Origin of the sequence: Sphingobium indicum B90A, from assembly GCF_000264945.2 — a bacterium.
Classification (GTDB): domain Bacteria; phylum Pseudomonadota; class Alphaproteobacteria; order Sphingomonadales; family Sphingomonadaceae; genus Sphingobium; species Sphingobium indicum.
The window spans coordinates 74,666-98,302 of record NZ_CP013071.1; the positions used below are offsets into that span (position 1 = coordinate 74,666).

A 23,637-nucleotide genomic window follows, 5' to 3' on the forward strand; every position below is an offset into this window, starting at 1 on the left:
AGGCCGCCAGGGCTGAATGTCGATACAGCCTAGGGGCGGGTCGGGGCCCGCACCACGCCTCCTACACGGGGACGGATCGAAACGCACGTCCGTTTCGATCCGCCGGCGCGCCGCCGGACTGGCGGGTCACTTCGCCGTCGTCTCCACCCTGGCGTGGCTGCCTTCCTCGGCCGGGCGGATCTTGCCGCCGAACAGCATCTTCAGCTTGCCGGTCAGGGACACGTCCGCCTCCCACAATTCCGCCTCGTCGATGTCGAAGCGCAACAGGGCCAGATTGGGGTCCGACTTGCCGCCGGGGAACCAGGCTTCGACCGTGGTCGACCACAGCTTGTCGATCATCGCGGGATCATTGTCGATGCGCGCTTGGCCCGCGAAGCAGGCGAAGAAGTCGTGCCCCTTGGAAACGAACTGCCCCATCGCAGCGCCGCCGCCGGCCAGGCGGTTGTCCTTGCCGATGAAGAACCACAGCCTGTCCACCTGGTCCTCGTCCAATTGGACGGTGAGCGGCTCGCTGTGCTGTCCGCTGCCCGTCAGGCCCAGCATCATGAAGGGGCTGTCGGCCATCCGATCCCACAGATGGTCCTTCAGCTTTCGCGCATCGGTCATGATCGTCTCCTGATTTATGGAACCGGCTATACGAACGGCAGGCGCGAAGGGTCCGCCATGCTCGACGGGATGAAGCCGATCGGCCGTCCAGGCGTTGTCCACCCATGATCTTCGCCGATTTCCTCCGCAACCGTCGCCGCGAGCAACTGTCGGACCGCGATCTCGCGGCGCTGGAGGCCAGCGTCAGCCAAGTGCGCAAGACCCATGCGCGCCAGCTTATCGCCCAGGCGGGCGAGCCGATCGCGTACAGCACCTATCTGATGGAAGGGTTCATCTGCCGCTACATGGACGACCGCAACGGCCTGCGCCAGCTCGTCGCCGTCCACGTCCCCGGCGATTTCGTCGACCTGCACGGCTATCCGCTGGGGCGGCTGGACCATGATGTCGCGACCCTATGCGCCTCCCGGATCGCCATGGTCCCGCATGAGGCGCTGGACGGCCTGCTGGCGCAGCGGCCCAATCTGACGAAGCTGCTGTGGTTCAGCACGCTGCTGGACGCGGCCATGCACCGGGAATGGATATTCCGCCTTGGCCGATTGGACGCCATGGCGCGGATCGCGCATTTCTTCTGCGAGATCGAGGCGAAGCTGCGCGCCGTGGGGCTGAGCGACGGCAGCCGGTTCGCGCTGCCGCTGACCCAGGCGGACCTGGGCGAGGCCTGCGGCATGACGTCGGTGCACATCAACCGCATGCTGCGGGAACTCCGCGAACGGGAACTGCTCCAGGTCCAGCGCGGGCGGGTCACCATCTTCGACCTCGCCGCGCTGCGGCGGCTGTGCGATTACGACCCGTCCTATCTGTTCATCGGCGGCTGAGGGAACCGCATCCGCCCGCAAAGCGTCCTTTGCACCCGAACGGAAGAGGAGAATCCATGCCCCGAGACGGCGTTTTCGATGAATCCGGCAAGGCCTATGCCGAGGAAGGACAGGTGATGCTGGACGGTCCCGACGGCGTCGCCATCAGCATGACGCCCGATGCGGCGGAAGAGACGGGGAACGAACTGATCCGCGCCGCGGCGGAGGCGCGGCAACAGATCGACGATAGCGCGCGGGGCGCGCCCGGCCCATGAGCCGCATCGGACCGGCGGGACTTGATCGAAATCAATCTGCGACGCATTCAGGGCCGCCGCTTCTCGTGGTAATCGCCGATGCTCCTGCTCTGAAAGGGAGGTGACGTGGAGACCTATTCGACCAAACAGGCCCTGGCGGGCGTGGATGGCCTGGACGACATTCTTTCCGGCGGGCTGACCCGCGGCCGCGTGTTCCTGCTGGAAGGCAGTCCGGGCACGGGCAAGACCACCATAGCGACGCAGTTCCTGATCGAGGGCGCGCGGCGCGGCGAACGCTGCCTCTACATCACCCTGTCCGAAACCGAGGAAGAGATGCGCGAAAGCGCCGCGTCGCACGGCTGGACGCTGGAGGGGGTGGACCTGTTCGAACTGGTCCCTCCCGAAAGCCTGCTGGACGAGCAGCAGCAGCAAAGCCTGCTCTATTCGTCCGACCTGGAACTGGGCGAGACCACCCGCCGCATCTTCGACGCGTTCGAACGGGTCCGGCCGGACCGGGTGGTGCTGGACAGCCTGTCGGAAATCCGCCTGCTGGCGCAAAGCTCCCTGCGCTACCGCCGCCAGATCCTGGCGCTCAAGCATTTCTTCTCGAAACAGAATGCGACCGTGCTGATGCTGGACGACCTGACGGCCGAGGTCGCGGACAAGACGGTGCACAGCGTCGCCCATGGCGTCATCCGGCTGGAGGAGCTGTCGCTCGACTACGGCCCGGAGCGCCGCCGGATGCGCGTCATCAAATATCGCGGCCGGCATTTTCGCGGCGGCTTCCACGATTTCGTCATCGAAAGGGGCGGCGTCCGCGTCTTCCCCCGGCTGGTGTCGGCCGAACACAAGACCGATTTCCAGCGCGACGTGCTGAAAAGCGAGTCCACCGAACTCGACGCCCTGCTGGGCGGGGGGATAGAGCGCGGTTCGAGCGTGCTCGTGCTGGGCCCGGCGGGCACGGGCAAGTCGCTGCTCGCCCTCACCTTCGTCACGGCGGCGGTCGCGCGCGGGGAAAAGGCGGCGATGTTCGTCTTCGACGAGGAGATGGGCCTGCTTTTCAACCGCGCCCTGGGCCTGGGCATCGACATGCGGGCGATGGCCGACAGCGGCGATCTGATCGTCGAGCAGGTGGACGCGGCCGAACTGTCCCCCGGCGAATTTTCCCAGCGGGTGCGCAACTGCGTGGAACGGCATGGCGTGAGAACCGTCGTCATCGACAGCCTGAACGGCTATCAGTCCGCCATGCCGGAGGAGAATGCGCTGGTCCTGCACATGCATGAACTGCTGCAATATCTGAACCGGCAGGGGGCCACCACCTTCCTCACCGTCGCGCAGCATGGACTGGTGGGCGACATGAAGACGCCGGTCGACGTCACCTATCTGGCCGACACGGTCATCCTGCTGCGCTATTTCGAGGCGCTGGGCCGGGTGCGCCGCGCCATGTCGATCATCAAGAAGCGCACCGGATCGCATGAGGACACGATCCGGGAGTTCCGCATCGGTTCCTACGGCATCCGCCTGGGCGAACCGCTGATCGGCTTCCAGGGCGTGCTGCGCGGCGTGCCGCATTTCGTCGGCGGCGCGCCCGCGCTGCTGGAAGACGAGGAGGCGTGATCCCGCACCTGTCCGAACGGGCGCTCATTCTCGCTCCGATCGGGCGCGATGCGGAGATCGCGGCGTCGATGCTGGCGGAGGCGGGATTGCGCTCGCATGTCTGCCGGGATCTTCCCGACCTGCTGGGCGGCATCGACCATGGCGCCGGCTTCGCGCTGGTGACGGAGGAGGCGCTGCACAATCGCGATCTGCATCCCCTGGTCGGCTGGCTGCAGAACCAGCCGGAATGGTCGGACTTCCCCTTCATCCTGCTGACCCGGCGCGGCGGCGGGCTGGAGCGCAACCCGTCGGCGTCCCGCTATCTGGAGATGCTGGGCAACGTCAATTTCCTGGAGCGGCCCTTCCACCCCACCACGCTGATCAGCCTCGCACGGTCGGCGCTGCGCGGCCGCCGCCGGCAATATGACGCCCGCGCAAGGCTGGAGGAACTGCATCGCGGCGCGGAGAAATATCGATCCCTGTTCGATTCGATCGAGGCGGGCTTCTGCATCATAGAGATGATCTTCGACGATGCGGGGAAGCCGGTCGACTATCGCTTCATCGAAACCAATCCCGCCTTCGCGCGCCATACCGGCCTCAGCGACGCGGTGGGAAAGAGCATGCGATCGCTGGTGCCGGGGCATGAACAGCATTGGTTCGACATTTACGGCCAGGTGGCCCGCACCGGCGAGGCCGTCCGCTTCGAGGACGCGGCAGAGGCGCTGGGCGGCTATTGGTACGATGTCTACGCCTTTCGCGTGGGCGATCCCAAAGCGCCCCAGGTCGCCGTGCTGTTGAACGACATCACCGAACGCCGCCGCATGGAGGCGGCGCTGCGCCGGAGCGAGGAGCGGCTGCGCGCGCTCAACGAGACGCTGGAGGAACGCGTGCAGCAGCGGTCGCATGAACTGGAACTGGCGCAGGAGGCGCTGCGCCAGTCGCAGAAGCTGGAGTCCATGGGCCAGTTGACCGGCGGCGTCGCCCATGATTTCAACAACCTGCTGACGCCGATCGTCGGCAGCCTCGACCTGCTCCACCGCCGCGGCCTGGGCACGGATCGGGAGCGGCGGCTGATCGAGGGCGCGCTGCAATCCGCCGACCGGGCGAAGATGCTGGTGCAAAGGCTGCTCGCCTTCGCGCGGCGGCAACCGCTGCAACCCACCGCCATCGACATAGGCGGGCTGGTGCGGGACATGCGCGACCTGATCGTCAGCACGTCCGGCCCGCGGGTGCAGGTCGAACTGGCGGTGGCGGAAGGCCTGCCGGCCGCCCATGCCGACGCCAACCAGATCGAAATGGCGTTGCTGAACCTGGCGGTGAATGCGCGCGACGCCATGCCGGATGGCGGACAGCTTCGCATCGGCGTGACATGCGACAGCATGGCGGCCGACAACCGGCTGCGCCTGCGGGAGGGACGCTATGTCCGCCTGTCGGTGGCCGACACCGGCATCGGCATGGACCAGCAGACCGCCGAAAAGGCGATAGAACCCTTCTTCACAACCAAGGGCGTGGGCCAGGGGACCGGCCTTGGCCTGTCGATGGTGCACGGCCTGGCCGCGCAACTGGGCGGGGGCCTCACCATCGAAAGCGCCGTGGGCCAGGGCACGACGATCAGCCTCTGGCTGCCGACCAGCGAGATCGAGGCCGGAAGGGACGCGGCCGGGCCGGACACCGCGCCCGTGAAGCTGGACCATGGCATGGCGCTGGTGGTGGACGATGAGGAACTGGTGCGCGCCAGCACCGTGCATATGCTGCGCGAACTGGGATATGACGTGCTGGAGGCCAGTTCCGCCGAACATGCGCTGGCGATCATGAAGGCCGAGCCGGACATCGACGTGCTGGTCACCGATCATCTGATGCCGGGCACGACCGGCACCGACCTGATCGAGCAGGCACGGGTGCTCAAGCCGGCGATCCGGGCGCTGCTGATTTCGGGCTATGCCGAAAATGCCGGGATTTCGGCGGAACTGCCGCGACTGACCAAGCCTTTCAAGCAGATCGATTTGGCCAAGAGCCTTGCCGCGCTGTGACGGCGGGATGGCTCCGGCGGCGCGTTCCAGGCGGATTGCGCAAGGAATTGCGGGGGTTGGCGTGGAACTTTTCCGGCGCGGCTGCGTAACGACTCCGCGGCGCGCGGGGGATCATCGCCTCGGGCCTCGCGTCGGGGGCAAGCGCAATGGGCAGCGCGGGGGGATAATGGGAATGGCATGGGCTTTTGGCGGCGCGGCGTTCGGCGGAGTGGCCGTGGGCCTTCTATCCCTATGCTGCACCGCCGCCCAGGCGCAGAGCCTGGAAGAATTGCGCGACATGCCGATCGCCGCCCTGTCGAAGCTGGACGTCACCTCCGTCACCCGGTCGACGGCGTCGCTGGCCGATTCCCCGGCGTCGATCTACGTCATCACCCATGACGACATCGTCCGTTCGGGCACGCTGACGCTGCCGGGCATTCTCCGGCTCGCGCCCAATCTGCAGGTCATGCGCGGCGGCCCCAACAATACGGTCATTGCCGCCCGGGGGATGGGCGGCAATGACGCCGCGCAAAGTTTCTCCAACAAGCTGCTGGTGCTGATCGACGGCCGCAGCATCTATTCGCCGCTCTATTCCGGCGTCTATTGGGACATGCAGGACGTTTTGCCGGAGGATGTCGACCGCATAGAGGTGATTTCCGGCCCCGGCGCCACGCTGTGGGGGTCCAACGCGGTCAACGGCGTGATCAACATCATCACCCGCGACGCGGGGGCCTCCCAGGGCCTGTACGGCACGGGCGTGGTCGGCAACAGCACCTATGACCTGGGGCTGCGCTATGGCGGCCATGCCGGCGGCAACGCCAGCTACCGCCTGTTCGTGAAGCGGCACGAGAATTTCGAGAGCGCGAACGACGCGGACGACGGCAATCGCCGGACCCAGGGCGGCTTCCGCTTCGACTGGAACGCGACGCCCGACGACGCGCTGATGGTGCAGGGGGACGGCTATTACGGTTCCCGCTCGCAGGGGGCCGCGCCGGACGAGAGCCTGCACGGCTACGACCTGCTTGCCCGCTGGCGCCATGGCGCGGCGTCCGGGGCCACGCTCCAGCTCCAGGCCTATTACGACCACAGCGCCCGCAAGATCGAGAATGACGGCGGCCGCTTCGCGCTCGACACCTTCGACGTGGAGGGGCAGCACAGCTTCGCGCTCGGCTCCGGCCACAACATCGTCTGGGGCGGCGGCGCGCGCCTCAGCCGCTATGTGATCCGCAACATTCCCGGCCTGGACTTCGTGCCCGACCGGCGAAACCTTTTCGTCGGCAATCTGTTCGCGCAGGACAGCATCGCCCTGACGCCGTCCGTCACGGCCACGGTCGGGGCCAAGCTGGAGCGGCGCAGCTATATGGACCTCACCTTCCTGCCCAGTGTTCGCCTGTCCTGGAAGCCCGACCCCGAAACCCTGCTGTGGGGCGCGGTTTCCCGCGCCGTCCGTTCGCCCACCCCCTTTGACGAGGATGTGGTCGAATCCATCGGGGGCACCGTCTTCCTGACCGCCCTTCCCGGCTTCCGCTCCGAAAAGCTGACCGCCTTCGAACTGGGCACGCGGCTGATGCTCTCGCCCCGCGCGTCGCTTTCGGTCTCCGCCTTCTACAATGTCTATGACGACCTGCGGACAGTGGAGCCGGCGCCGGGCGGGTTCCTGCCGCTGCGCTGGGGCAATGGGATAAAGGGCGACAGCTATGGCTTCGATGCCTGGGCCGACATCCGGCTGGCAAGCTGGTGGCGGCTCAAGCCCGGCTACAGCCTGCTGATCCAGAAGTTCCGCTTCAAGCCGGATTCTGTCCCCCTGATCGGCGTGTCGCAGGTCGGCAACGATCCCAGGCACCGCGCCACGCTGCGCTCCTCCATGGACATCGGGCCGGAGGTGAATGTCGATTTCGACCTGCGCTACGTGTCCGCCCTGCCCGACCCGCATGTGCCGGGCTATGTGGAACTGGGCGCAAGGCTGGGCTGGCAGTTCGACGAGCGCGCCGAATTGTCGGTGTCGGGCTTCAACCTGCTGCACCGCCGCCACCGGGAGCTTCCCGCCTCGCAGGCGACGCCGCTTCGCCGCAGCGTGTTCGTGGCGCTCAAATGGACGATCTGAGCCCCTGGCGCGGCAGGCGCGGGCAACGAGGACGCCGGGCCGCGCTGTCCTGTCTCGCGGCGGTCGCGCTCCTCGTTCCGGCGCCGGTGCCGGCCAATTCGCCCGCCGCGCTGGAACGCGCGATCCAGGCGAATTTCCTGTTCAAGTTCGCGCCCTTCGTGGAATGGCCCCCGGCGGCATTTTCAGGGACGGAAAGGAATTTCGTGATCTGCGTGGTTGGGGAGGATCCGTTCGGCGCCATGCTCAACGATGTGGTGCGCGGGCAGAAGATGGTCGGCCGCCCGGTGGTGGTGCGGCGGACCGGCGGCGAGGCGGGTCCGGCCGGCTGCCACATCCTGTTCGCCGGCCGCTCGGCCGACCCCGGCTATGCGCCCTTCGCGACCACGGGCGGCCAGCCGGTGCTGACGGTCGCGGACAAGGGCGCCGGTCCCAGCGGCGCGATGATCGAATTCGTGCGGCGGAACGGGCGGGTGCGGTTCCAGATCGACGACAAGGCGGCCCGCGCCAACGGCCTCAAGATCAGTTCCAAATTGCTGGGCCTTGCCATCGCGGTGGACCGGAAATGAAGCCGGCGACCCAAGGCAGGCTCAGCCTGGGCAAGGTCGTCGGGCAGATGGCGACGCCCCTGTCCGCGGTCCTGATCGCCTTCCTGCTGCTCGCCGCGGGGCTAGCCGCCGCCATCCAGCTCGAACAGCTCGGCCGGGTCGAAAAGCTGCGGCAGACGACGGTCCAGGCGCAGGTGCTGGCCAACGGGATCGCCGCGCCGCTGGCGTTCGAGGACGATGTCGCGCTCCAGGAATATCTGAACGCGCTGAAGGCCGATCCGCAGATCGTCGCGGTCGCCGCCTATGACGGCAAGGGCGCCTTCGCCGCCGGCTTCGCGCGCCCTCCCGCCCGGCTGCCCAGGCTGGCGGCGGAGGCGGGCCGGGATTCGCCGCCGTCGGGCCTTGCCGTCACGGTCCCGGTGAAGCAGGGCGGCACGCAGCTTGGCTCCGTCTATCTGCAATCGACCATGGACAGCCTGTCGCGCCGCCTGACCCGCTATCTGGGCATCGCGGTCATCGTCATCGCGGCGGCGGTGCTGATCGTGATGCTCGCCGCCTCCTATTCGTCGCTGCGCCGCGCGCATCAGGCCTTGCAGGCGGAGATCGCCAGCCGCCAGCAGGCCGAAGAGGCGCTGCGCCAGTCGCAGAAGATGGAGGCGATGGGCCAGTTGACCGGCGGCGTCGCGCATGACTTCAACAATCTGCTGATGGTCGCTTCCGGCGGCCTCGACCTCATGGAACGCACCCAGGACGCCGCCAGGCTAGAGAAGCTGCGCGCCGGAATACGCCAGGCGCTGGACCGGGGCGCGAAGCTGACGCGGCAACTGCTCGCCTTTTCCCGCCGCACCCCGCTCAATCCCGAAGTCGTCGACCTGCGGGAGCGGATCAGGGGCATGGACGCGCTGCTCGAACGATCGCTGGGCGAAAGCATAGAGGTGGCCATGCATCTTCCCGCCGACCTCTGGCCGGTGGAGGTCGACGCGTCGGAACTAGAGGTGGCGATCCTCAACATCGCCCTCAACGCCCGCGACGCCATGCGCAAGGGCGGCGCCATCGTCATAGAGGGCGCGAACCGTCCGGGCCATGGCGGCCTGCCCGACCGGGTGCAGATCGCGGTGACGGACAGCGGAGAGGGCATCGCGCCTGAACTGCTCAACAAGATATTCGAACCCTTCTACACGACCAAGGCGGTGGGACAGGGCACGGGCCTTGGGCTCAGCCAGGTCTACGGCTTCGCGCGCGCTTCCGGCGGGGAGGTGCTGGTCGACAGCATCGTCGACCGGGGGACGACCATCACCCTGCTGCTGCCGCGATCCCTGCTCGCCCCCCGGCCGGGCGACGGGCCGGTCGAGCCGGTCGGCGCCTCCGGCAAGCAGCGCATCCTGCTGGTCGAGGATGACGACACGGTGGCCGACACGGTGGGCGGCATGCTGACGACGCTGGGCTATGAGATGGAGCGGGTCGACAATGGCGACGCGGCGCTGCGCCGGCTGGAGCGGGCGGACGATTTCTCCCTGATCCTGTCCGACATGATCATGCCGGGCGAGGTCGGCGGCATGGAACTGGCGCTCCGGGTCCGGACGCACTGGCCGCATCTGGGCACGATGCTGATGACGGGCTACAGCGCGGCGGCGGCCTCCGCCGCGAAGGAGGGTGTCCCGCTGCTGGCCAAGCCCTTCACGATACAGGATCTGTCCGTCCACCTGATGGCTGCGCTGGACCGCGCCGGCGGGCACAGGGCATAGAGCTTGTCGTCATTTGAACCTTGTTCCTGCGCAGGCAGGAACACGACCCAAGCCAAGGCTCAGAGCGCCCGCAGCGCCCGCGCGGGCCGCACCGACATCAGCGGGATCGACCCCAGCAACCCGATCCCCAGCGTCAGCACCGCCCCCGCGCCCAGCGTCGACAGCACCAGCAGCCAGTCCGGCGCCCAGTGGAATTCGAATATCCGCACGATCACGAACCACCCCGCCGCCAGCCCCAGCCCCAGCGCCACCAGCGCCAGCACCCCGGCCAGCAGCGCATATTCGATCCCCTGCGCCCCCAATATCTGCCAGCGGGTCGCGCCCAGCGTCTTCAATATCACGCTGTCATAGGCCCGCGCCTGCCGCGACGCCGCGATGGCGCCGATCAGGACGGCGATCCCCGCCAGGATCGCGACCGACCCCGCCAGCACGATGGCGGTCGACATCTGCCCCAGCAGCACCGTGACCTGCGCCACCACATCCCCCACCGCTATGATCGATATGGAGGGGAAGGCCGCCAGCAGCGTCCGCGCCATCGCCCCTTCCGACGCGCCCTTCATCGTGATCGTCGCGGACAGGCTGTGCGGCGCGCCGCGCAGCGTGTTGGGGGAAAAGACCATGATGTAGTTGAACCCCATCGTCTCCCAATTCACCTGCCGCAGCGATGCGATGCGCGCCTCCATCTCCCGCCCCAGCACCGACACGGTCAGCATGTCGCCGACGCCGACGCCCATCACCTCCGCCGCCTCCCGGTCGAGCGAGACCAGCGGCGGCCCGGCATAGTCGCGGGGCCACCACCGCCCCTTCACCAGTTCCGATCCTTCGGGCAGCGCGTCGCTATAGGTGACGCCCCGCTCCCCGCGCAGGAACCACGCCCCTTCGGGCAATTGCTTCAGGTCCGCCACCCGCTGCCCGCCATAGGCGACGATGGTGCCGCGCAGGGTCGGCGCCATATTGACCTTCGCCCCCGGCGCCTCTTGTCCGACGAGGGCAAGGAATCGGTCTTTGGCGGCGATGGGAATGTCCAACACGAACTGGTCCGGCGCGGTCCGGGGCACGGTGTTGCGGATTTCGGCGCTGAGGCTCGACTGGATCGCCGCCAGCGTCACGAACAGGGTCAGCCCCAGCCCCAGCGCCACCACCAGCGCCGAAGTCTGCGCGCCCGGCCGGTGCAGATTGGCCACCGCCAACCGCGCCAAAGGACGACGCGGCGCGGGCGCCCGCCGCGCCCCATGCCGGACGAGCAGCCCGATCCCGGTCAGCAGCGCCAGCATCGCCGCGACCGCGCCCAGCATCGCCGCCGCGAACCACGGCTCCCGCGCCGTGCCCAGCGCCAGTCCCAGCGCAGCCGCCCCCGCCGCCCCCACGGCGATCATGCTCGCCCGGTCGACGCCGCGCCGCCGGTCCACCGTCTCGCGGAACAGGGCGGCGGCGGGCAGGGTCCGCGCCCGCGCCAATGGCGGCACCGTGAAGATGAAGGCGATCAGCAGGCCGTAGAGCGCGCTCGTGACCAGCGGCCAGGGCGCGATGGCGAAACCGGGCTGCACCGGCAATATGTCCCGCATCGCCGTCACCAGACCCAGCGGCAGCACGACCCCCGCCGCCAGCCCGCAACCGATGGCCAGCACGGCCACCGCGCCGATCTGCATCAGATAGATGCGGGCGATGTCGGCAGAGGAAGCGCCCAATATCTTCAGCGTCGCAATGCCGTTGCGCTTGATCGCCAGATAGGAGGCTACCCCGTTGCTGACCCCGATCCCCGCTATGGCGAGCGCCGCGAGACCGATCAGCGACAGGAATTGCCCCATCCGCTCCAGGAAACGGCTGGTCCCCGGCGCCGCGCCGTCGCGGTCCTTGATTTCGAAACCGGCAGAGGGGAAGGCGCGCTTCAGCCGGTCCCCCGCCGCCCCGGCATCCCTGCCCGCGCCCAGGCGGATGCGATATTTGCTCTCATACAGGCTGCCCGGCTGGATCAGGCCGCTGCGCCTGATACCCTCCATGGAGGTGAGCGCGACCGGCCCCAGGGTGAAGCCCTCCCCCACCCGGTCCGGCTCCTCCGCGATGATGTCGCGGATGCGGAAGGTCGCCGCGCCATAGCGCAGGCCATCGCCCGGCTTCACGTCCAGCCGGTCCGCCAGCGCCTGTCCGATGACCAGCTCATCGGCGCGCATCGGCCCGGCCCGCCCGCCTTTCAGCACCAGCGCGCCATAAAGCGGATAGGCCCCGTCCACGCCCTTGAGTTCGGTCAGCACGGCGGACGGGCCATTGCCAGCGCCCTGCCCCACCCGCTGCGCCATCGCCCGCAATCGGATCGTCTCGCTCAGCGCGCCCTCGCGCCGGAAGGCCGCCTTCTCCGCCGCGCCCGCCTCGCGCTGCGACATCGCCACCTCGACATCGCCGCCCAGCAGCACCTGTCCCTTGCTGGCGATCTCTCCGGTGATCGCGGCGGTCAGGCCGCCGATGGTCGCCAGCGTCGCCACGCCCAGGAACAGGCAGATGAACAGCAGCCGCAACCCCCGGAAACCGCGATGCAGGTCGCGCCGGGCGATCCGCCAGCAGCCGCGCCAACCCAGCGCCTTCACGGCCTGCGATCCGCGACGATCGACCCGTCGCGCATCTCCACGATGCGGTCGCACCGCGCCGCGAGGCTGGGATCATGGGTGATGATCACCAATGTCGCGCCGTTCGCGGCCCGCCGGGCGAACAGCAGTTCGACGATGGACCCGCTGGTCGCCCCGTCCAGATTGCCCGTCGGCTCGTCGGCGAAGAGGATGTCCGGCCCCGGCGCGACAGCGCGGGCGATGGCCGCGCGCTGCTGCTCGCCCCCCGAAAGCTGCGCCGGATAATGGTGCAGCCGGTGCCCCAGCCCCACCGCCGCCAGTTCGTCCGCGGCGCGGGCGAAGGCGTCGGCAAAGCCCGCCAGTTCCAGCGGCACGGCGACATTCTCCACCGCCGTCATGGTCGGCAGCAGGTGGAAGCTCTGCAATATGATGCCCACGCGCCCGCGCCTCGCCCGCGCCAGCGCATCCTCGTCCAGCGGCCCATAATCGATCCCGGCGACCCGCACGTCGCCGCCGCTGGCGCGCTCCAGCCCCGACAATATCGCCATCAGCGACGATTTGCCCGACCCCGACGGACCCAGGATCGCCAGGCTCTCGCCCTTCGGGATGGAAAGGTCGACGCCCCTCAATATCTGCGTCGGCGCTTCGCGGGTGCCGAGCGAAAGGGTGACATTGCGCGCTTCAATCGCAATATGGGCAAGGGAGGACGAACCGTGCATCGGCGAAAGGAACCCCATGAAGGCGGGAAGACGGTCAATATATGTGGGCGCGGCGGCGATTGTGCAATTGCTCACCGCCTGTTCGGGCGAACCGGCCGCAGACAATCATGCCGCGCCGTCCGTTCAGGCCGGTAACGCGGCTGCCCCGGTCGCGGACGGCAAGCTGGTGCTGGCCTTCGGCGACAGCCTCTATGCGGGCTATGGCGTGGCCCAGAATGAAAGCTTCCCCTTCCGCCTGGAACAGGCGCTGAAGGCGCAGGGGCTGGCGGTTCAGGTCCGCAATGCCGGGGTCTCCGGCGAAACCTCCTTGGGCGGCCTGCAGCGCCTGGCCTTCACGCTGGACGGCCTGCCGCGCAAGCCCGACCTGCTGCTGCTGGACCTGGGCGGCAACGACATGCTGCGCGGACTGCCGCCGGAGGACAGCGAGAAGAATCTGCGCGCCATATTGGACGAACTGAAACGGCGGCAGATCCCCGTGCTGCTCACCGGCATGCTGGCCGCGCCGAATATGGGCAAGGATTATGGCGCGAAGTTCGACGCCATCTATCCCCGGCTGGCGAAGGATTACGGCCTGCCGCTCTACCCCTTCTTCCTGGACGGCGTGATCGGCGATCCCAAGCTGATGCAGGCCGATTCCATCCACCCCAATCCCGCCGGGGTGAACATCGTCGTCGGCAGGATCGCGCCGGTCGTCGCGGGCTTGCTCAAGGACGCATAAACGCGCCGTGTTCCTGCGCAGGCAGGAACACGGTTCCGCCGTCAGTTCATTGGCGCAACCGTCTGATCTGGCCCCTGCCTGCGCAGGAGCATCTTGCCCTTTAACCAGCCCTCATCCGATCATCATCAGGCTCGCATTCCCACCGGCGGCCGTCGTGTTGATGGAGGTCGACACCTCCTCCAGCAGCCAGTGGAGCGGATACATCCCATCCGCCCCCGCCGCATGGACGCTGACGACCGGCCCCGGCAGGCCGGCCACGTCCCGAACCGCCGCGCCGATCCGCCCGGCATCGCCCTCTACCAGCACCGCCCCCAGCGGCCCTTCCGGCCGAGACGCGAAATGCGCGGCGATATGCGGGGGCAATCCCCGCGGCAGCGCCATGTCCTGCAGCACCCCGCGATTGCCCGTCGCCAGCACCGCCGCCATCTGCCCCAAAAGGCCCTGCCGCGTCGCGGGCCGCATCCCGATCCATCCGCGGGGATGCAACGCATAGAGGTTGCGCTCCCCCACCGGCCCCGGCAGCGCCATCTCCACCCCCAGCGCCGAGGCATCGCCGCAGCGCCGCGCCATGGCCGAAGCCTCCGCCTCGCCCTCCGCCGCCAGCCAGTCGGCGAAATCGGCGAGCGCCGACGGGAACGAACCGGCCCGCCCGGCAAAGGCCGGCGGCACGCGCACAAGCCGCCCCAGATAGAGCGGCCCGCCCGCCTTGGGTCCGGTTCCCGACAGCCCGCGCCCGCCAAAGGGCTGCACCCCCACGATGGCGCCGATCACATTGCGGTTCACATAGAGATTGCCCGCCTTCACCCGCCCCGTCACCTGGGCGACGGTATCGTCCAGCCGCGTATGCAGGCCGAAGGTCAGGCCATAGCCGGTCGCGTTGATCGCATCCACCAGCGCGTCCAGCCCTGCGCGGGGGAAGCGGATGACGTGCAGCACCGGCCCGAACACCTCCCGCCGCAACTGCGCGATGTCGTCGATCTCGATGATCGTCGGCGGCACGAAGCTGCCATGCGCGCTTTCCTCCGGCAATGGCTGCTGCTCCACCGCGCAGCGCAGGGCGCGCATCGCCTCTATGTGCCGCCCGATTCCTTCCTGCGCCTCGTCGGTGATGACCGGCCCGATGTCGACCGCCAGCCGGTCGGTCCGCCCGATGCGCAATTCCCTGAGCGCCCCCTTCAGCATCGCCAGCGTCCGGTCCGCCACATCCTCCTGCAGGCAGAGGATGCGCAGCGCCGAACAGCGCTGCCCCGCGCTGTCGAAGGCGGAGGCGATGACATCCGCCACCACCTGTTCCGCCAGCGCGGAGCTGTCGACGATCATCGCATTCTGCCCGCCCGTCTCCGCGACCAGCGGAATGGGCCTGCCCGAAGCGGAGAGGCGCGAGGCCAGTTGCCGCTGGATCAGCCGCGCCACCTCGGTCGATCCGGTGAACAGCACTCCTGCGGTTTGCGGCGCCGCCACCAGCGCCGCGCCGATCTCCCCCGCGCCGGGCACAAGCTGCAACGCATCGCCCGGCACCCCAGCCTCGTGCAGCAGGCGAACCGCCTCCGCCGCGATCAGCGGGGTTTCCTCGGCGGGCTTGGCCAGCACCGCATTGCCCGCGACCAGCGCCGCCGCCACCTGGCCGGTGAAGATCGCCAGCGGGAAATTCCAGGGCGAAATGCACACCACCGGCCCCAAAGGCTCCTGCGCCGGGCCGAAGGTCGACCGCGCCTGCGCCGCATAATAGCGCAGGAAATCGATCGCCTCCCGCACTTCGGCAATGGCGTTGGGCAGCGACTTGCCCGCCTCCCGCACGATCAGGCCCAGCAGGATCGGCATGCGCGCCTGCATCGCGTCGGCCGCCCGCTCCAATATCGCGGCGCGTTCCGTCACGGGCGCCCTCGCCCAGCCGCTTCCGTCCGCCCGCGCGACCGCCGCCCGCGCAAAATCCGTCGACGCCTCGAACACCGTCCCCACGACATCGCGCCGGTCGGCGGGGTTGAGCACGGGCCGCGCCGCGCCCTCCCCGCCCTCCGGCCGGGCCGTCCAGCCGATCTGCGCGCTTTCCGCCAGCGCCCGCGTCAGCATGGCCAGCGCATTTTCATCGCTGAGGTCGATCCCGTCGGAATTGCGCCGGTCGGGATAAAGCCCGGACGGCAGGGCGATGTCCGCATGCCGCGCCCCCGGATGCGGCATCGCCCGCACCTGCTCGACCGGGTCGGCGATCATCTCCTCCACCGGCACCGCCGGATCGGCGATGCGGTGCACGAAGGAGCTGTTCGCGCCATTTTCCAGCAGCCGCCGCACCAGATAGGCCAGCAGCGTCTCATGCGTGCCGACCGGCGCGTAGATGCGGCAGGGCCGGTCGAGATCGCCCTTCCCCACCACCTGCTCGTACAGCGGCTCGCCCATGCCGTGCAGGCACTGATATTCATAATCGCCCAGCGTGAAATCATGCCCCGCCAGATGATGGACCGTCGCCAGCGTCTGCGCGTTATGCGTCGCGAATTGCGGAAACACCCGGTCCCGCGCCGCCAGCAGCTTCCTCGCGCAGGCGATATAGGCGACGTCGGTATGGACTTTGCGCGTATAGACCGGGAAATCGGCCAGCCCGTCGACCTGCGCCCGCTTGATCTCCGCGTCCCAATAGGCGCCCTTGACCAGCCGCACCATGATCCGCCGCCCGGCCCGCCCGGCCAGATCGACGATCCAGTCGATCACGAAGGGGCAGCGCTTGCCATAGGCCTGCACCACGAAGCCCAGCCCGTTCCACCCCGCAAGCTCCGGGTCCAGCGCCAGACTCTCCAGCAGGTCGAGCGACAATTCGAGCCGATCCGCCTCCTCCGCATCGATGTTGAGTCCGATGTCATAGCCGCGGGCGAGCAACGCCAGCTCCTTCACCCGCGGCAGCAATTCCCCCATGACCCGCTCCGCCTGTGCGCGGGAATAACGCGGATGCAGCGCCGACAGCTTGATCGAAATGCCCGGCCCCGCATAGACGCCGCGCCCGGCCGACGCCCGGCCGATGGCATGGATCGCCTGCCGGTAATCCTCCAGGTAGCGCGCCGCGTCCGCCGCCGTCGCCGCCGCTTCGCCCAGCATGTCATAGCTGTACTGGAAGCCCTTGGCCTCCTGCGCCCGCGCCCGCTTCAGCGCTTCGCCGATGGTCTCGCCGGTCACGAACTGCTCGCCCATCATCCGCATGGCGAGGTCGACGCCGCGCCGGATCACCGGCTCGCCCAGCCGCGCCACCAGCCGCGTCAGCGCCGCGCCGAGGCCCCGGTCATCGACGCTGCCGACCAGCTTGCCCGTCACCACCAGCCCCCAGGTCGCCGCATTGACGAACAGCGACCTGCCGCCGCCCAGATGCCCGCCCCAGTCGCCGTCGGCGATCTTGTCGCGGATCAGCGCATCGCGGGTCGCATCGTCGGGAATGCGCAGCAGCGCTTCGGCCAGGCACATCAGCGCCACGCCCTCCTGGCTGGAGAGCGAATATTCCTGCACCAGCGCCTCGACCCCGCTGCCCTTGCCATTGGCGCGCAGCGTCGTCACCAGCCTGCGCGCCATGTCCCGCACTCCACGCCGCATGGCGTCGGGCAGCGCGGCGGCTTCCAGCAGGGGCGCCATGCACTCCGCTTCGTCGCGGCGATAGGCGGCGGTGATCGCCTGGCGGAGCGGCGACTGAGGCCGGATGACAGGGGCGAAATCGGTGAAGGGGGGCGGGTTCGTCATGCGCGCCATGATAGGGAAATCATGGCATGCAATCCGACTTATGAACAGCGGATGCCAAGGAGATAAGCCTTATTGCAGCGGTATTTTCAGCCAAATCGACTATCCTGACCAGCCTAAAACGGACGAAAATCCGCCTGCCGTCAATCCTCGTCGATCAGGATGCGCACCGCCGCCCCGTCCGTGTCCTCGAACTGGCCATTGCCCAGCGCCCAGAAAAAGGCCGCCAGCCCCAGCAGCCCCAGTCCAAGCGCAATCGGAATCAACAGGCTGAGACCCGTCATTTCGCGACTCCTTTCAGACGCAGCGCATTGGCGATGACGATCAGCGAGGATGTCGACATGGCGACCGCCGCGACCAGCGGCGTCACCTTCCCCGCCATGGCGAGCGGCACCGCCAGCAGATTATAGCCGATGGCCAGCGCGAAATTCTGCTTCACCACGGCCACGGTCCGCCGCGCCGCATGCACGGCCAGAGCCACCGGCGCCAGCCTGTCGCCCAGGAACACGGCGTCGGCGGCAAGCTGGCTGGCGTCGCTGGCGGAGGCGGGGGCCATGCTGGCATGCCCCGCCGCCAGAGCCGGGCCGTCGTTCAGCCCGTCCCCGACCATCAGCACCTTCTCGCCCCGGGCCTTCAGCCGCCCGATCAGCGCCAGCTTGTCGGCGGGGCGCAGATGGCCGATGGCGGTGGCGCCGGTCGTCCGGGCGATCTCCTCCAGCGCTTCGGGCCGGTCGCCGCTGGCGATCAGCACCTTCGTCCCCATGCCGCGCAGCGCGTCCAGCGTCTCCGCCGCATCGGGCCGCAGCGCGTCGGCGAAGCCCAGCAGCGTGGCCTGATCGCCGCGCCGATATTCCGCCGCCAGCCCGAACAGGTTGACCAGGCTGCGCGGCCGCGCCAGCGACACGGCCACGCCCTGATAGTCCCCGAACACGCCCTCCCCCGCCACTTCGCGGACATTGTCGAGCACAGCAGGCGCCACCCCCCGCGCCTCCAGCGCCTGCCGTAGCGCAACGCTCAGCGGATGGCGCGAGGCCCGCGACAGCGCCAGCAGGATCGCCCGGTCGTCGCGCCACAGGCGGCGCAGCCCCTGCGGCACCGGGCGGCCCAGCGTCAGCGTGCCGGTCTTGTCGAACACGGCTTCGCTCACCTCCGCCAGCCGCTCCAGCGCCGACCCGTCCTTCACCAGCACGCCCCGCCGCATCAGCGCGCCGCAGGCGACGATCTGCGCGGCGGGCACCGCCAGCCCCAAGGCGCAAGGACAGGTGATCAGCAGCACCGCCACCGCGATCAGCAACGCCTGATGCACGCCCGCCCCGGCGATCATCCACCCCGCGAAGGACAGCGCCGCCAGCAGATGGACGCAGGGCGCATAGAGCCGCGCCGCCCGGTCGGCCAGCCGCACATAGCGCGACTTGCCCTGCGCAGCCTCCTCCATCAGCCGGGCGATGTCGGCGATGACCGTATCGGCCCCCGCCGCCGTCACCTCCACCCGGATCGGCCCGTCGACATTGAGCGCGCCCGCCTGCACGGCATCGCCCGGATGCACCCGCACCGGCGCGCTTTCCCCGGTCAGGAAGGCGATGTCGAGGCCGCTTTCGCCCTCCGTCACGCGCCCGTCGGCGGCCAGCCTTTCGCCCGCCGCCACCAATATCGTCATGCCGGGGCGCAGCGCGTCCGCCCGCGTCCACCGGCTGCCCCCGTCCGCCTCCAGCACCAGCGCGCCCGGCGCGGTCTGCTTCAGCAGCGCCGCCACCCCCGCCCGCGCCCGCCCGCGCATCATGCTGTCCAGCGCCCGCCCGGCCAGCAGGAAGAACAGCAGCATCACCGCCCCGTCGAACCAGGCATGCGCCCCGCCGGTGACGGTCTCATACAGGCTCATTCCGGTGGTCAGCAGCACGCCGATGCTGATCGGCACGTCCATGTTCGTCCGCCCATGCCGCACCGCCGCCCAGGCCGACCGGAAGAAGGGCTGGCCCGCATAGGCCACCGTCGGCAGCGCGATCAACGCGGAGAGCCAGTGGAACATCCCCCGCGTCGCCCCGGCCGCCCCGGACCAGACCGACACCGACAGCAGCATGATGTTCATCGCCGCGAAGCCCGCCACCACCAGCGCCCGCGTCAGGCGGCGACTTTCCGCCGCCGCCACGTCCAGCCCCGCATCGGCCAGCGGCTCCGCCTCGAACCCCAGGGCGGCGATGGTGGCGCGCAGGTCGGGCGGCGTCAACGCCGGATCGTGCCGGATGGCGACCCGCTTCGCCCCCATATTGACTCGCGCAGAGATGATGCCGGGCTGGCGGGGCAATCCTTCCTCGATTTTCGCGATGCAGCTCACGCAATGGATGCCGGGGACGGCGAACAGGCTTTCGACCGCCTCTTCCGCCACCGGATCGGCGATCAGCGCTTTCGTGGCCATCAGTCGACCTCCCTCAAAAGATGCTCCTCGCGCCCGGCGACGCGCAGGTCGAAGCGGAGCTGCCAGCGCCCCTTCGGCAAGACCCGGTCGCTCACGTAGACGCCCGGCGCGGTTTCGTGGAAGGCGAGCGGCATGTCCGGCGCCCGCCCCAGCGGATGCTGCGCCACCGCCGTCACGACGACGCCCGCCAGCGGCGCGCCCTTCGCATCCTTCAGCGCCAGCCCGACATGCCGCCCCGCATCCAGCGTCGCTTCGTCCCGCCAACCCAGCCGCCGCTGCGCCCGCGCCTGCGCCAGCCAGCCGTTGAACTTCTGGCTGGCGACATAGCTGTTCTCGACCACCGTGCCGCCGAAGGAGCGCACCGCGACGGTCGCCATCAGCATGTTGACCGCGATCACCGCGGCGAAGAAGGCGATCAATATCGCCGTCATGTGCCAGCCGGTGAAGCGGCGGATGGGGGATGGTGCAGGGGTCATGTCTCAGGGCCTTTCAAATCGGGCGGGTTCGCTGGCGCTGCCGCCTTCGCGATCCAAAGCGCGCAGGGTGAAGCGGAAATCCTGCCGCGCCGGGCCGCCGGACGGCAGCGTCAGGAAGATGCGCAGCTTCGCCACGCTGTCGGCGGGCACGGTCGTGCGCACCGTCGCGGCGGCACTCTCCCGCGATCCGGCATCGGTCCATATCCGGCCGCCGGGCAGTCCATCCAGGCCCACTTCCATCGGCCGGGGCCGCGCCTGCATGTTGCGCAGCTTGACCGTATAGGCGTTGCGGATCGCGCCGTCGGACAGGCGCACGAAGATCGGGTTGCGGTCCTGCTGCGCGCTGATCTCCAGCCGCTCCCGCGCCCCCAGCGCGAACAGCATGGCCGCGCCGATCCCGGCCCAGATCGCGAAATAGGCGATGGTGCGCGGCCGCAGCAGCGTCTTCAGCACCGGGCGCGGTTCCGACCCCTTCTGCTCCCCTTCGGCGTCATCCTGCGTGCAATAGTCGATCAGCCCGCGCGGCCGCCCGACCTGCGCCATCACCTTGTCGCAGGCGTCGATGCACAGCGCGCAGGTGATGCAGCCGATCTGCGGCCCTTCGCGAATGTCGATGCCGGTCGGGCAGACCGCGACGCACTGGTTGCAGTCGATGCAGTCGCCGAACGCGCCGGGATTCGCTTCGGCCTTCTTCAGGCTCCCGCGCTTCTCCCCGCGCCAATGCTTGTAGGTGACGACCAGCGACTTCTCGTCCAGCATCGCCGTCTGGATGCGCGGCCAGGGGCACATATAGATGCACAGCTGCTCCCGCATGAACCCACCCAGCACGAAGGTGGTCGCGGTCAGCACGAAAGTCGTCGCATAGGCTTGCCACGCGGCGGTCCCGCTCCAGAATTCCCGTTGCAGGGTCGGGGCGTCCGCGAAATAGAATATCCACGCGCCCCCGGTGATAAAGGCGATCCCCAGCCAGACCGACCATTTGACGATCCGCCGGGCCATCTTGGCCGCGCTCCACGGCGCCTTGGCAAGCCGCAACTGCGCATTGCGGTCGCCGTCCACGAAACGCTCGACATGCTGGTAAAGATCGGTCCACACCGTCTGCGGACAGGCATAGCCGCACCAGGCCCGCCCCACCGCCGAGGTAACGAGGAACAGCCCGATCCCCGCCATGATCAGCAGGCCCGCGACATAATAGAATTCCTGCGGCCAGATCTCGATGGCGAACATGTAGAAGCGCCGATGGGCCAGATCGACCAGCACCGCCTGATCCGGCGCATAAGGCCCCCGGTCCCAGCGCAGCCAGGGCGTGCCCCAGTAGATGGCCAGCGTCACCGCCATGATCGCCCATTTCAGGCGACGATAGAAGCCGTCGACGGCCTTGGGATAGACCCCTTTGCGCTTCTCATAGAGCGAGGCAGACCCAGACATCAGCACCCCCCTATTCCTCCCTGCGCCGAAGGCGTGGGGAGGGGGACCAGCCGAAGGCTGGTGGAGGGGAAATGCGCAACCTCAGCCCATTTCCCCTCCACCACCGCCTTCGGCGGCGGTCCCCCTCCCCATGCAAGCATGGGGAGGAACAGAAAAGCCTCACCGCCCCGCATCACCCTCGCCCCCGCCAAGGCTATGCACATAGGCCGCCAGCATGCGGATGGTCGCCTTGTCCAGCTTGTCGTCCCAGCGCGGCATCACGCCATGGCGGCTGTTCCACACCGTCTCGCGGATCGTCCCCGCGTCTCCCCCATAAAGCCAGATCGCATCGGTCAGATCGGGCGCGCCCAACGCCCGGTTCCCCTTGCCCGCAGGCCCATGGCAAACCGCGCAATTGTCGGCAAAGACCCTGTCCCCCCGCCGCGAAGCCGCGCCTGGCCGGTCCTGCCCGCTGATCGCCCGGACATGCGCCACCACGTCGTCCACCTGCGCCGCCGTCAACAACTGATCCTTGCCGAAGGCGGGCATCAGCGACTGGCGCGTGGCGTCATGACCGGGATTGCGGACGCCGTCGGTGATCGTCTTCTCGATGGCAGCCAGATCGCCGCCCCACAGCCAGTCGTCGTCATTGAGGTTGGGATAGCCCTTCGACCCTGCGGCCCCCGACCCATGGCACTGGACGCAATGCACCCGGAACGCGGCGCGCCCGCCCTCGACCGCCTGCTGCATCAGTTCGGGCCGCCCCGGCAGGGCCGTGATCGGCGTGTCCGCAATCGCTTTCCGGATCGGCGCGATCTGCCTTTCCCGCGCCGCCAGTTCCCTGTCCAGCGCCCCCCGGCTCGACCAGCCGAGTATGCCGCCGGTCGCCCGGTCGATCATCGGGATGGCCGGATAGGCGATCATGTAACCGACAGCGAACAGGATCGTCGCGTAGAAGGTCCAAAGCCACCAGCGCGGCAGCGGCGTGTCCAGTTCCTGGATGCCGTCCCATTCATGATGCTTGATCTCCGTCCCGGTGGCGGGATCGATGCGCTTGTCGTCAGCCATGGTCGGCCTCCGTCTGATCGTCGAAAATGGCGAGCGCGGCGTCGGCGCTGCGCTGCCGCCCATGGGGCAGGAAATGCCAGCCGATCAGGATCGCATAGAGCAACCCCATGAACACCAGCCCCCAGCTATCGGCGAAATGCCGCAAGGCGTCGTAGCTCATCTGTCGACCTCCTGCGGCTTGGCGCTGTCCACATCGACCAGCGTGCCCAGCATCTGGAGATAGGCGACCAGCGCATCCATCTCCGTCAGCTTGCCCGGATCGCCGTCGAAATCGCGGGCCTGCGCCTTGGGATAGCGTTTCAGCAGGTCGCCGCTGTCCGCATCGGGATTGGCCTGCGCCTTCAGGTCGTCATTGGCCCTGTCGATATCGTCCTTCGTATAGGGCACGCCGACATCATTGAGCGCGGTCAGATCCCCGCGCATGTCGCCCGCCTTCAATTCCCGCTCCGCCAGGAAGGCATAGCCGGGCATGATCGATTCCGGCACCACCGCGCGCGGGTCTTTCAGATGCTGGACATGCCATTCGTCCGAATAGCGGCCGCCCACCCGCGCCAGATCCGGCCCCGTCCGCTTCGACCCCCATTGGAAGGGATGGTCGTACATGCTCTCCGCCGCCAGGCTATAATGGCCATAGCGCTCCGTCTCGTCCCGGAAGGGCCGGATCATCTGGCTATGACAATTATAGCAGCCTTCGCGGATGTAGATGTTCCGCCCCGCCAGCTCCAGCGGCGTATAGGGACGCACGCCCTCCACTTTCTCGATAGTGTTGTCGATCCAGAAGAGCGGCGCGATCTCCACGATGCCGCCGATGGCGACTGTGATCAGGGCTGCAATGCCCAGCAGCGAAACATTCCGCTCCAGCCTGCCATGGTCGAAGAACTTGCCCTTGGTCTTGGTTTCCATGTCCGGAT

At 68.6% G+C, this 23,637-nt stretch carries 19 protein-coding genes; 8 read left to right on the forward strand and 11 right to left on the reverse strand.

Features of this window, described 5'->3' with window-relative positions; genetic code table 11:
• Positions 1 to 126: 126 nt before the first annotated feature.
• Positions 127 to 606: a pyridoxamine 5'-phosphate oxidase family protein gene (locus SIDU_RS18010; protein ID WP_025771470.1), complete on the reverse strand. Its 480-nt coding sequence runs from the start codon at positions 604 to 606 to the stop codon at positions 127 to 129.
• A 104-nt stretch (positions 607 to 710) separates the two neighbouring features.
• On the opposite strand from SIDU_RS18010, the gene SIDU_RS18015 reads away from it, so the two are divergent.
• The 7 genes from SIDU_RS18015 to SIDU_RS18045 all read left to right on the forward strand — a co-directional run bounded on the left by SIDU_RS18015 (position 711) and on the right by SIDU_RS18045 (position 9,653).
• A complete protein-coding gene (locus SIDU_RS18015) occupies positions 711 to 1,421 on the forward strand; it encodes a Crp/Fnr family transcriptional regulator (RefSeq protein ID WP_007688140.1) in 711 nt (236 codons plus the stop codon).
• Positions 1,422 to 1,477: 56 nt separating this feature from the next.
• On the forward strand, positions 1,478 to 1,675 hold the full coding sequence (locus SIDU_RS18020) for a hypothetical protein (RefSeq protein ID WP_007688142.1): 198 nt from the start codon (positions 1,478 to 1,480) through the stop codon (positions 1,673 to 1,675).
• A gap of 105 nt (positions 1,676 to 1,780) precedes the next feature.
• Positions 1,781 to 3,271, forward strand: a complete 1,491-nt coding sequence (locus SIDU_RS18025; protein WP_007688144.1) for an ATPase domain-containing protein — start codon at positions 1,781 to 1,783, stop codon at positions 3,269 to 3,271.
• The gene (locus tag SIDU_RS18030) at positions 3,268 to 5,280 is read left to right on the forward strand and encodes a hybrid sensor histidine kinase/response regulator (RefSeq protein ID WP_007688146.1); all 2,013 of its coding nucleotides are present in this window, start codon (positions 3,268 to 3,270) and stop codon (positions 5,278 to 5,280) included. The genes SIDU_RS18025 and SIDU_RS18030 overlap by 4 nt, the downstream gene beginning before the upstream one ends.
• Positions 5,281 to 5,452: 172 nt before the next feature.
• Positions 5,453 to 7,363 (forward strand): TonB-dependent receptor plug domain-containing protein, encoded by a 1,911-nt coding sequence (locus SIDU_RS18035; protein ID WP_007688148.1) that lies wholly within the window; start codon positions 5,453 to 5,455, stop codon positions 7,361 to 7,363.
• Positions 7,351 to 7,929 carry a YfiR family protein gene (locus SIDU_RS18040; RefSeq protein WP_020818353.1) on the forward strand — a complete coding sequence of 193 codons (579 nt, stop codon included), beginning with the start codon at positions 7,351 to 7,353 and terminating at the stop codon, positions 7,927 to 7,929. Before SIDU_RS18035 ends, SIDU_RS18040 begins: the two co-directional genes overlap by 13 nt.
• Positions 7,926 to 9,653: an ATP-binding protein gene (locus tag SIDU_RS18045; RefSeq protein WP_007688151.1), complete on the forward strand. Its 1,728-nt coding sequence runs from the start codon at positions 7,926 to 7,928 to the stop codon at positions 9,651 to 9,653. Before SIDU_RS18040 ends, SIDU_RS18045 begins: the two co-directional genes overlap by 4 nt.
• A gap of 59 nt (positions 9,654 to 9,712) precedes the next feature.
• Here SIDU_RS18045 and SIDU_RS18050 read toward each other — a convergent pair whose 3' ends face one another.
• A complete protein-coding gene (locus SIDU_RS18050; protein ID WP_007688153.1) occupies positions 9,713 to 12,235 on the reverse strand; it encodes an ABC transporter permease in 2,523 nt (840 codons plus the stop codon).
• A complete protein-coding gene (locus SIDU_RS18055; RefSeq protein ID WP_025771473.1) occupies positions 12,232 to 12,933 on the reverse strand; it encodes an ABC transporter ATP-binding protein in 702 nt (233 codons plus the stop codon). The genes SIDU_RS18050 and SIDU_RS18055 overlap by 4 nt, the downstream gene beginning before the upstream one ends.
• 16 nt (positions 12,934 to 12,949) lie before the next feature.
• Between SIDU_RS18055 and SIDU_RS18060 the strand changes: the two genes are divergently transcribed.
• The gene (locus SIDU_RS18060) at positions 12,950 to 13,651 is read left to right on the forward strand and encodes an arylesterase (protein WP_007688157.1); all 702 of its coding nucleotides are present in this window, start codon (positions 12,950 to 12,952) and stop codon (positions 13,649 to 13,651) included.
• 111 nt (positions 13,652 to 13,762) lie between these two features.
• On the opposite strand, the gene putA is transcribed toward SIDU_RS18060, so the two are convergent.
• From putA to ccoO, 8 genes are all read right to left on the reverse strand, one after another.
• Complete coding sequence (gene putA / locus SIDU_RS18065) at positions 13,763 to 17,365, reverse strand: trifunctional transcriptional regulator/proline dehydrogenase/L-glutamate gamma-semialdehyde dehydrogenase (protein ID WP_039980346.1); 3,603 nt, start codon at positions 17,363 to 17,365, stop codon at positions 13,763 to 13,765.
• Between the two features lie 140 nt (positions 17,366 to 17,505).
• A complete protein-coding gene (gene ccoS, locus SIDU_RS18070; protein ID WP_007688161.1) occupies positions 17,506 to 17,646 on the reverse strand; it encodes a cbb3-type cytochrome oxidase assembly protein CcoS in 141 nt (46 codons plus the stop codon).
• Positions 17,643 to 19,775, reverse strand: a complete 2,133-nt coding sequence (locus SIDU_RS18075; RefSeq protein ID WP_007688163.1) for a cation-translocating P-type ATPase — start codon at positions 19,773 to 19,775, stop codon at positions 17,643 to 17,645. The genes ccoS and SIDU_RS18075 overlap by 4 nt, the downstream gene beginning before the upstream one ends.
• On the reverse strand, positions 19,775 to 20,251 hold the full coding sequence (locus SIDU_RS18080) for a FixH family protein (RefSeq protein WP_039980341.1): 477 nt from the start codon (positions 20,249 to 20,251) through the stop codon (positions 19,775 to 19,777). The genes SIDU_RS18075 and SIDU_RS18080 overlap by 1 nt, the downstream gene beginning before the upstream one ends.
• A 3-nt stretch (positions 20,252 to 20,254) precedes the next feature.
• The gene (gene ccoG / locus SIDU_RS18085; protein WP_007688166.1) at positions 20,255 to 21,685 is read right to left on the reverse strand and encodes a cytochrome c oxidase accessory protein CcoG; all 1,431 of its coding nucleotides are present in this window, start codon (positions 21,683 to 21,685) and stop codon (positions 20,255 to 20,257) included.
• A 153-nt stretch (positions 21,686 to 21,838) separates the two neighbouring features.
• Positions 21,839 to 22,726 carry a cytochrome-c oxidase, cbb3-type subunit III gene (ccoP, locus tag SIDU_RS18090; RefSeq protein WP_007688169.1) on the reverse strand — a complete coding sequence of 296 codons (888 nt, stop codon included), beginning with the start codon at positions 22,724 to 22,726 and terminating at the stop codon, positions 21,839 to 21,841.
• On the reverse strand, positions 22,719 to 22,886 hold the full coding sequence (locus SIDU_RS18095) for a cbb3-type cytochrome c oxidase subunit 3 (RefSeq protein WP_007688171.1): 168 nt from the start codon (positions 22,884 to 22,886) through the stop codon (positions 22,719 to 22,721). The genes ccoP and SIDU_RS18095 overlap by 8 nt, the downstream gene beginning before the upstream one ends.
• Entirely contained in the window at positions 22,883 to 23,629 is a 747-nt protein-coding gene (gene ccoO, locus SIDU_RS18100) for a cytochrome-c oxidase, cbb3-type subunit II (protein ID WP_007688173.1), read from the reverse strand. Before ccoO ends, SIDU_RS18095 begins: the two co-directional genes overlap by 4 nt.
• Positions 23,630 to 23,637 lie beyond the last annotated feature (8 nt).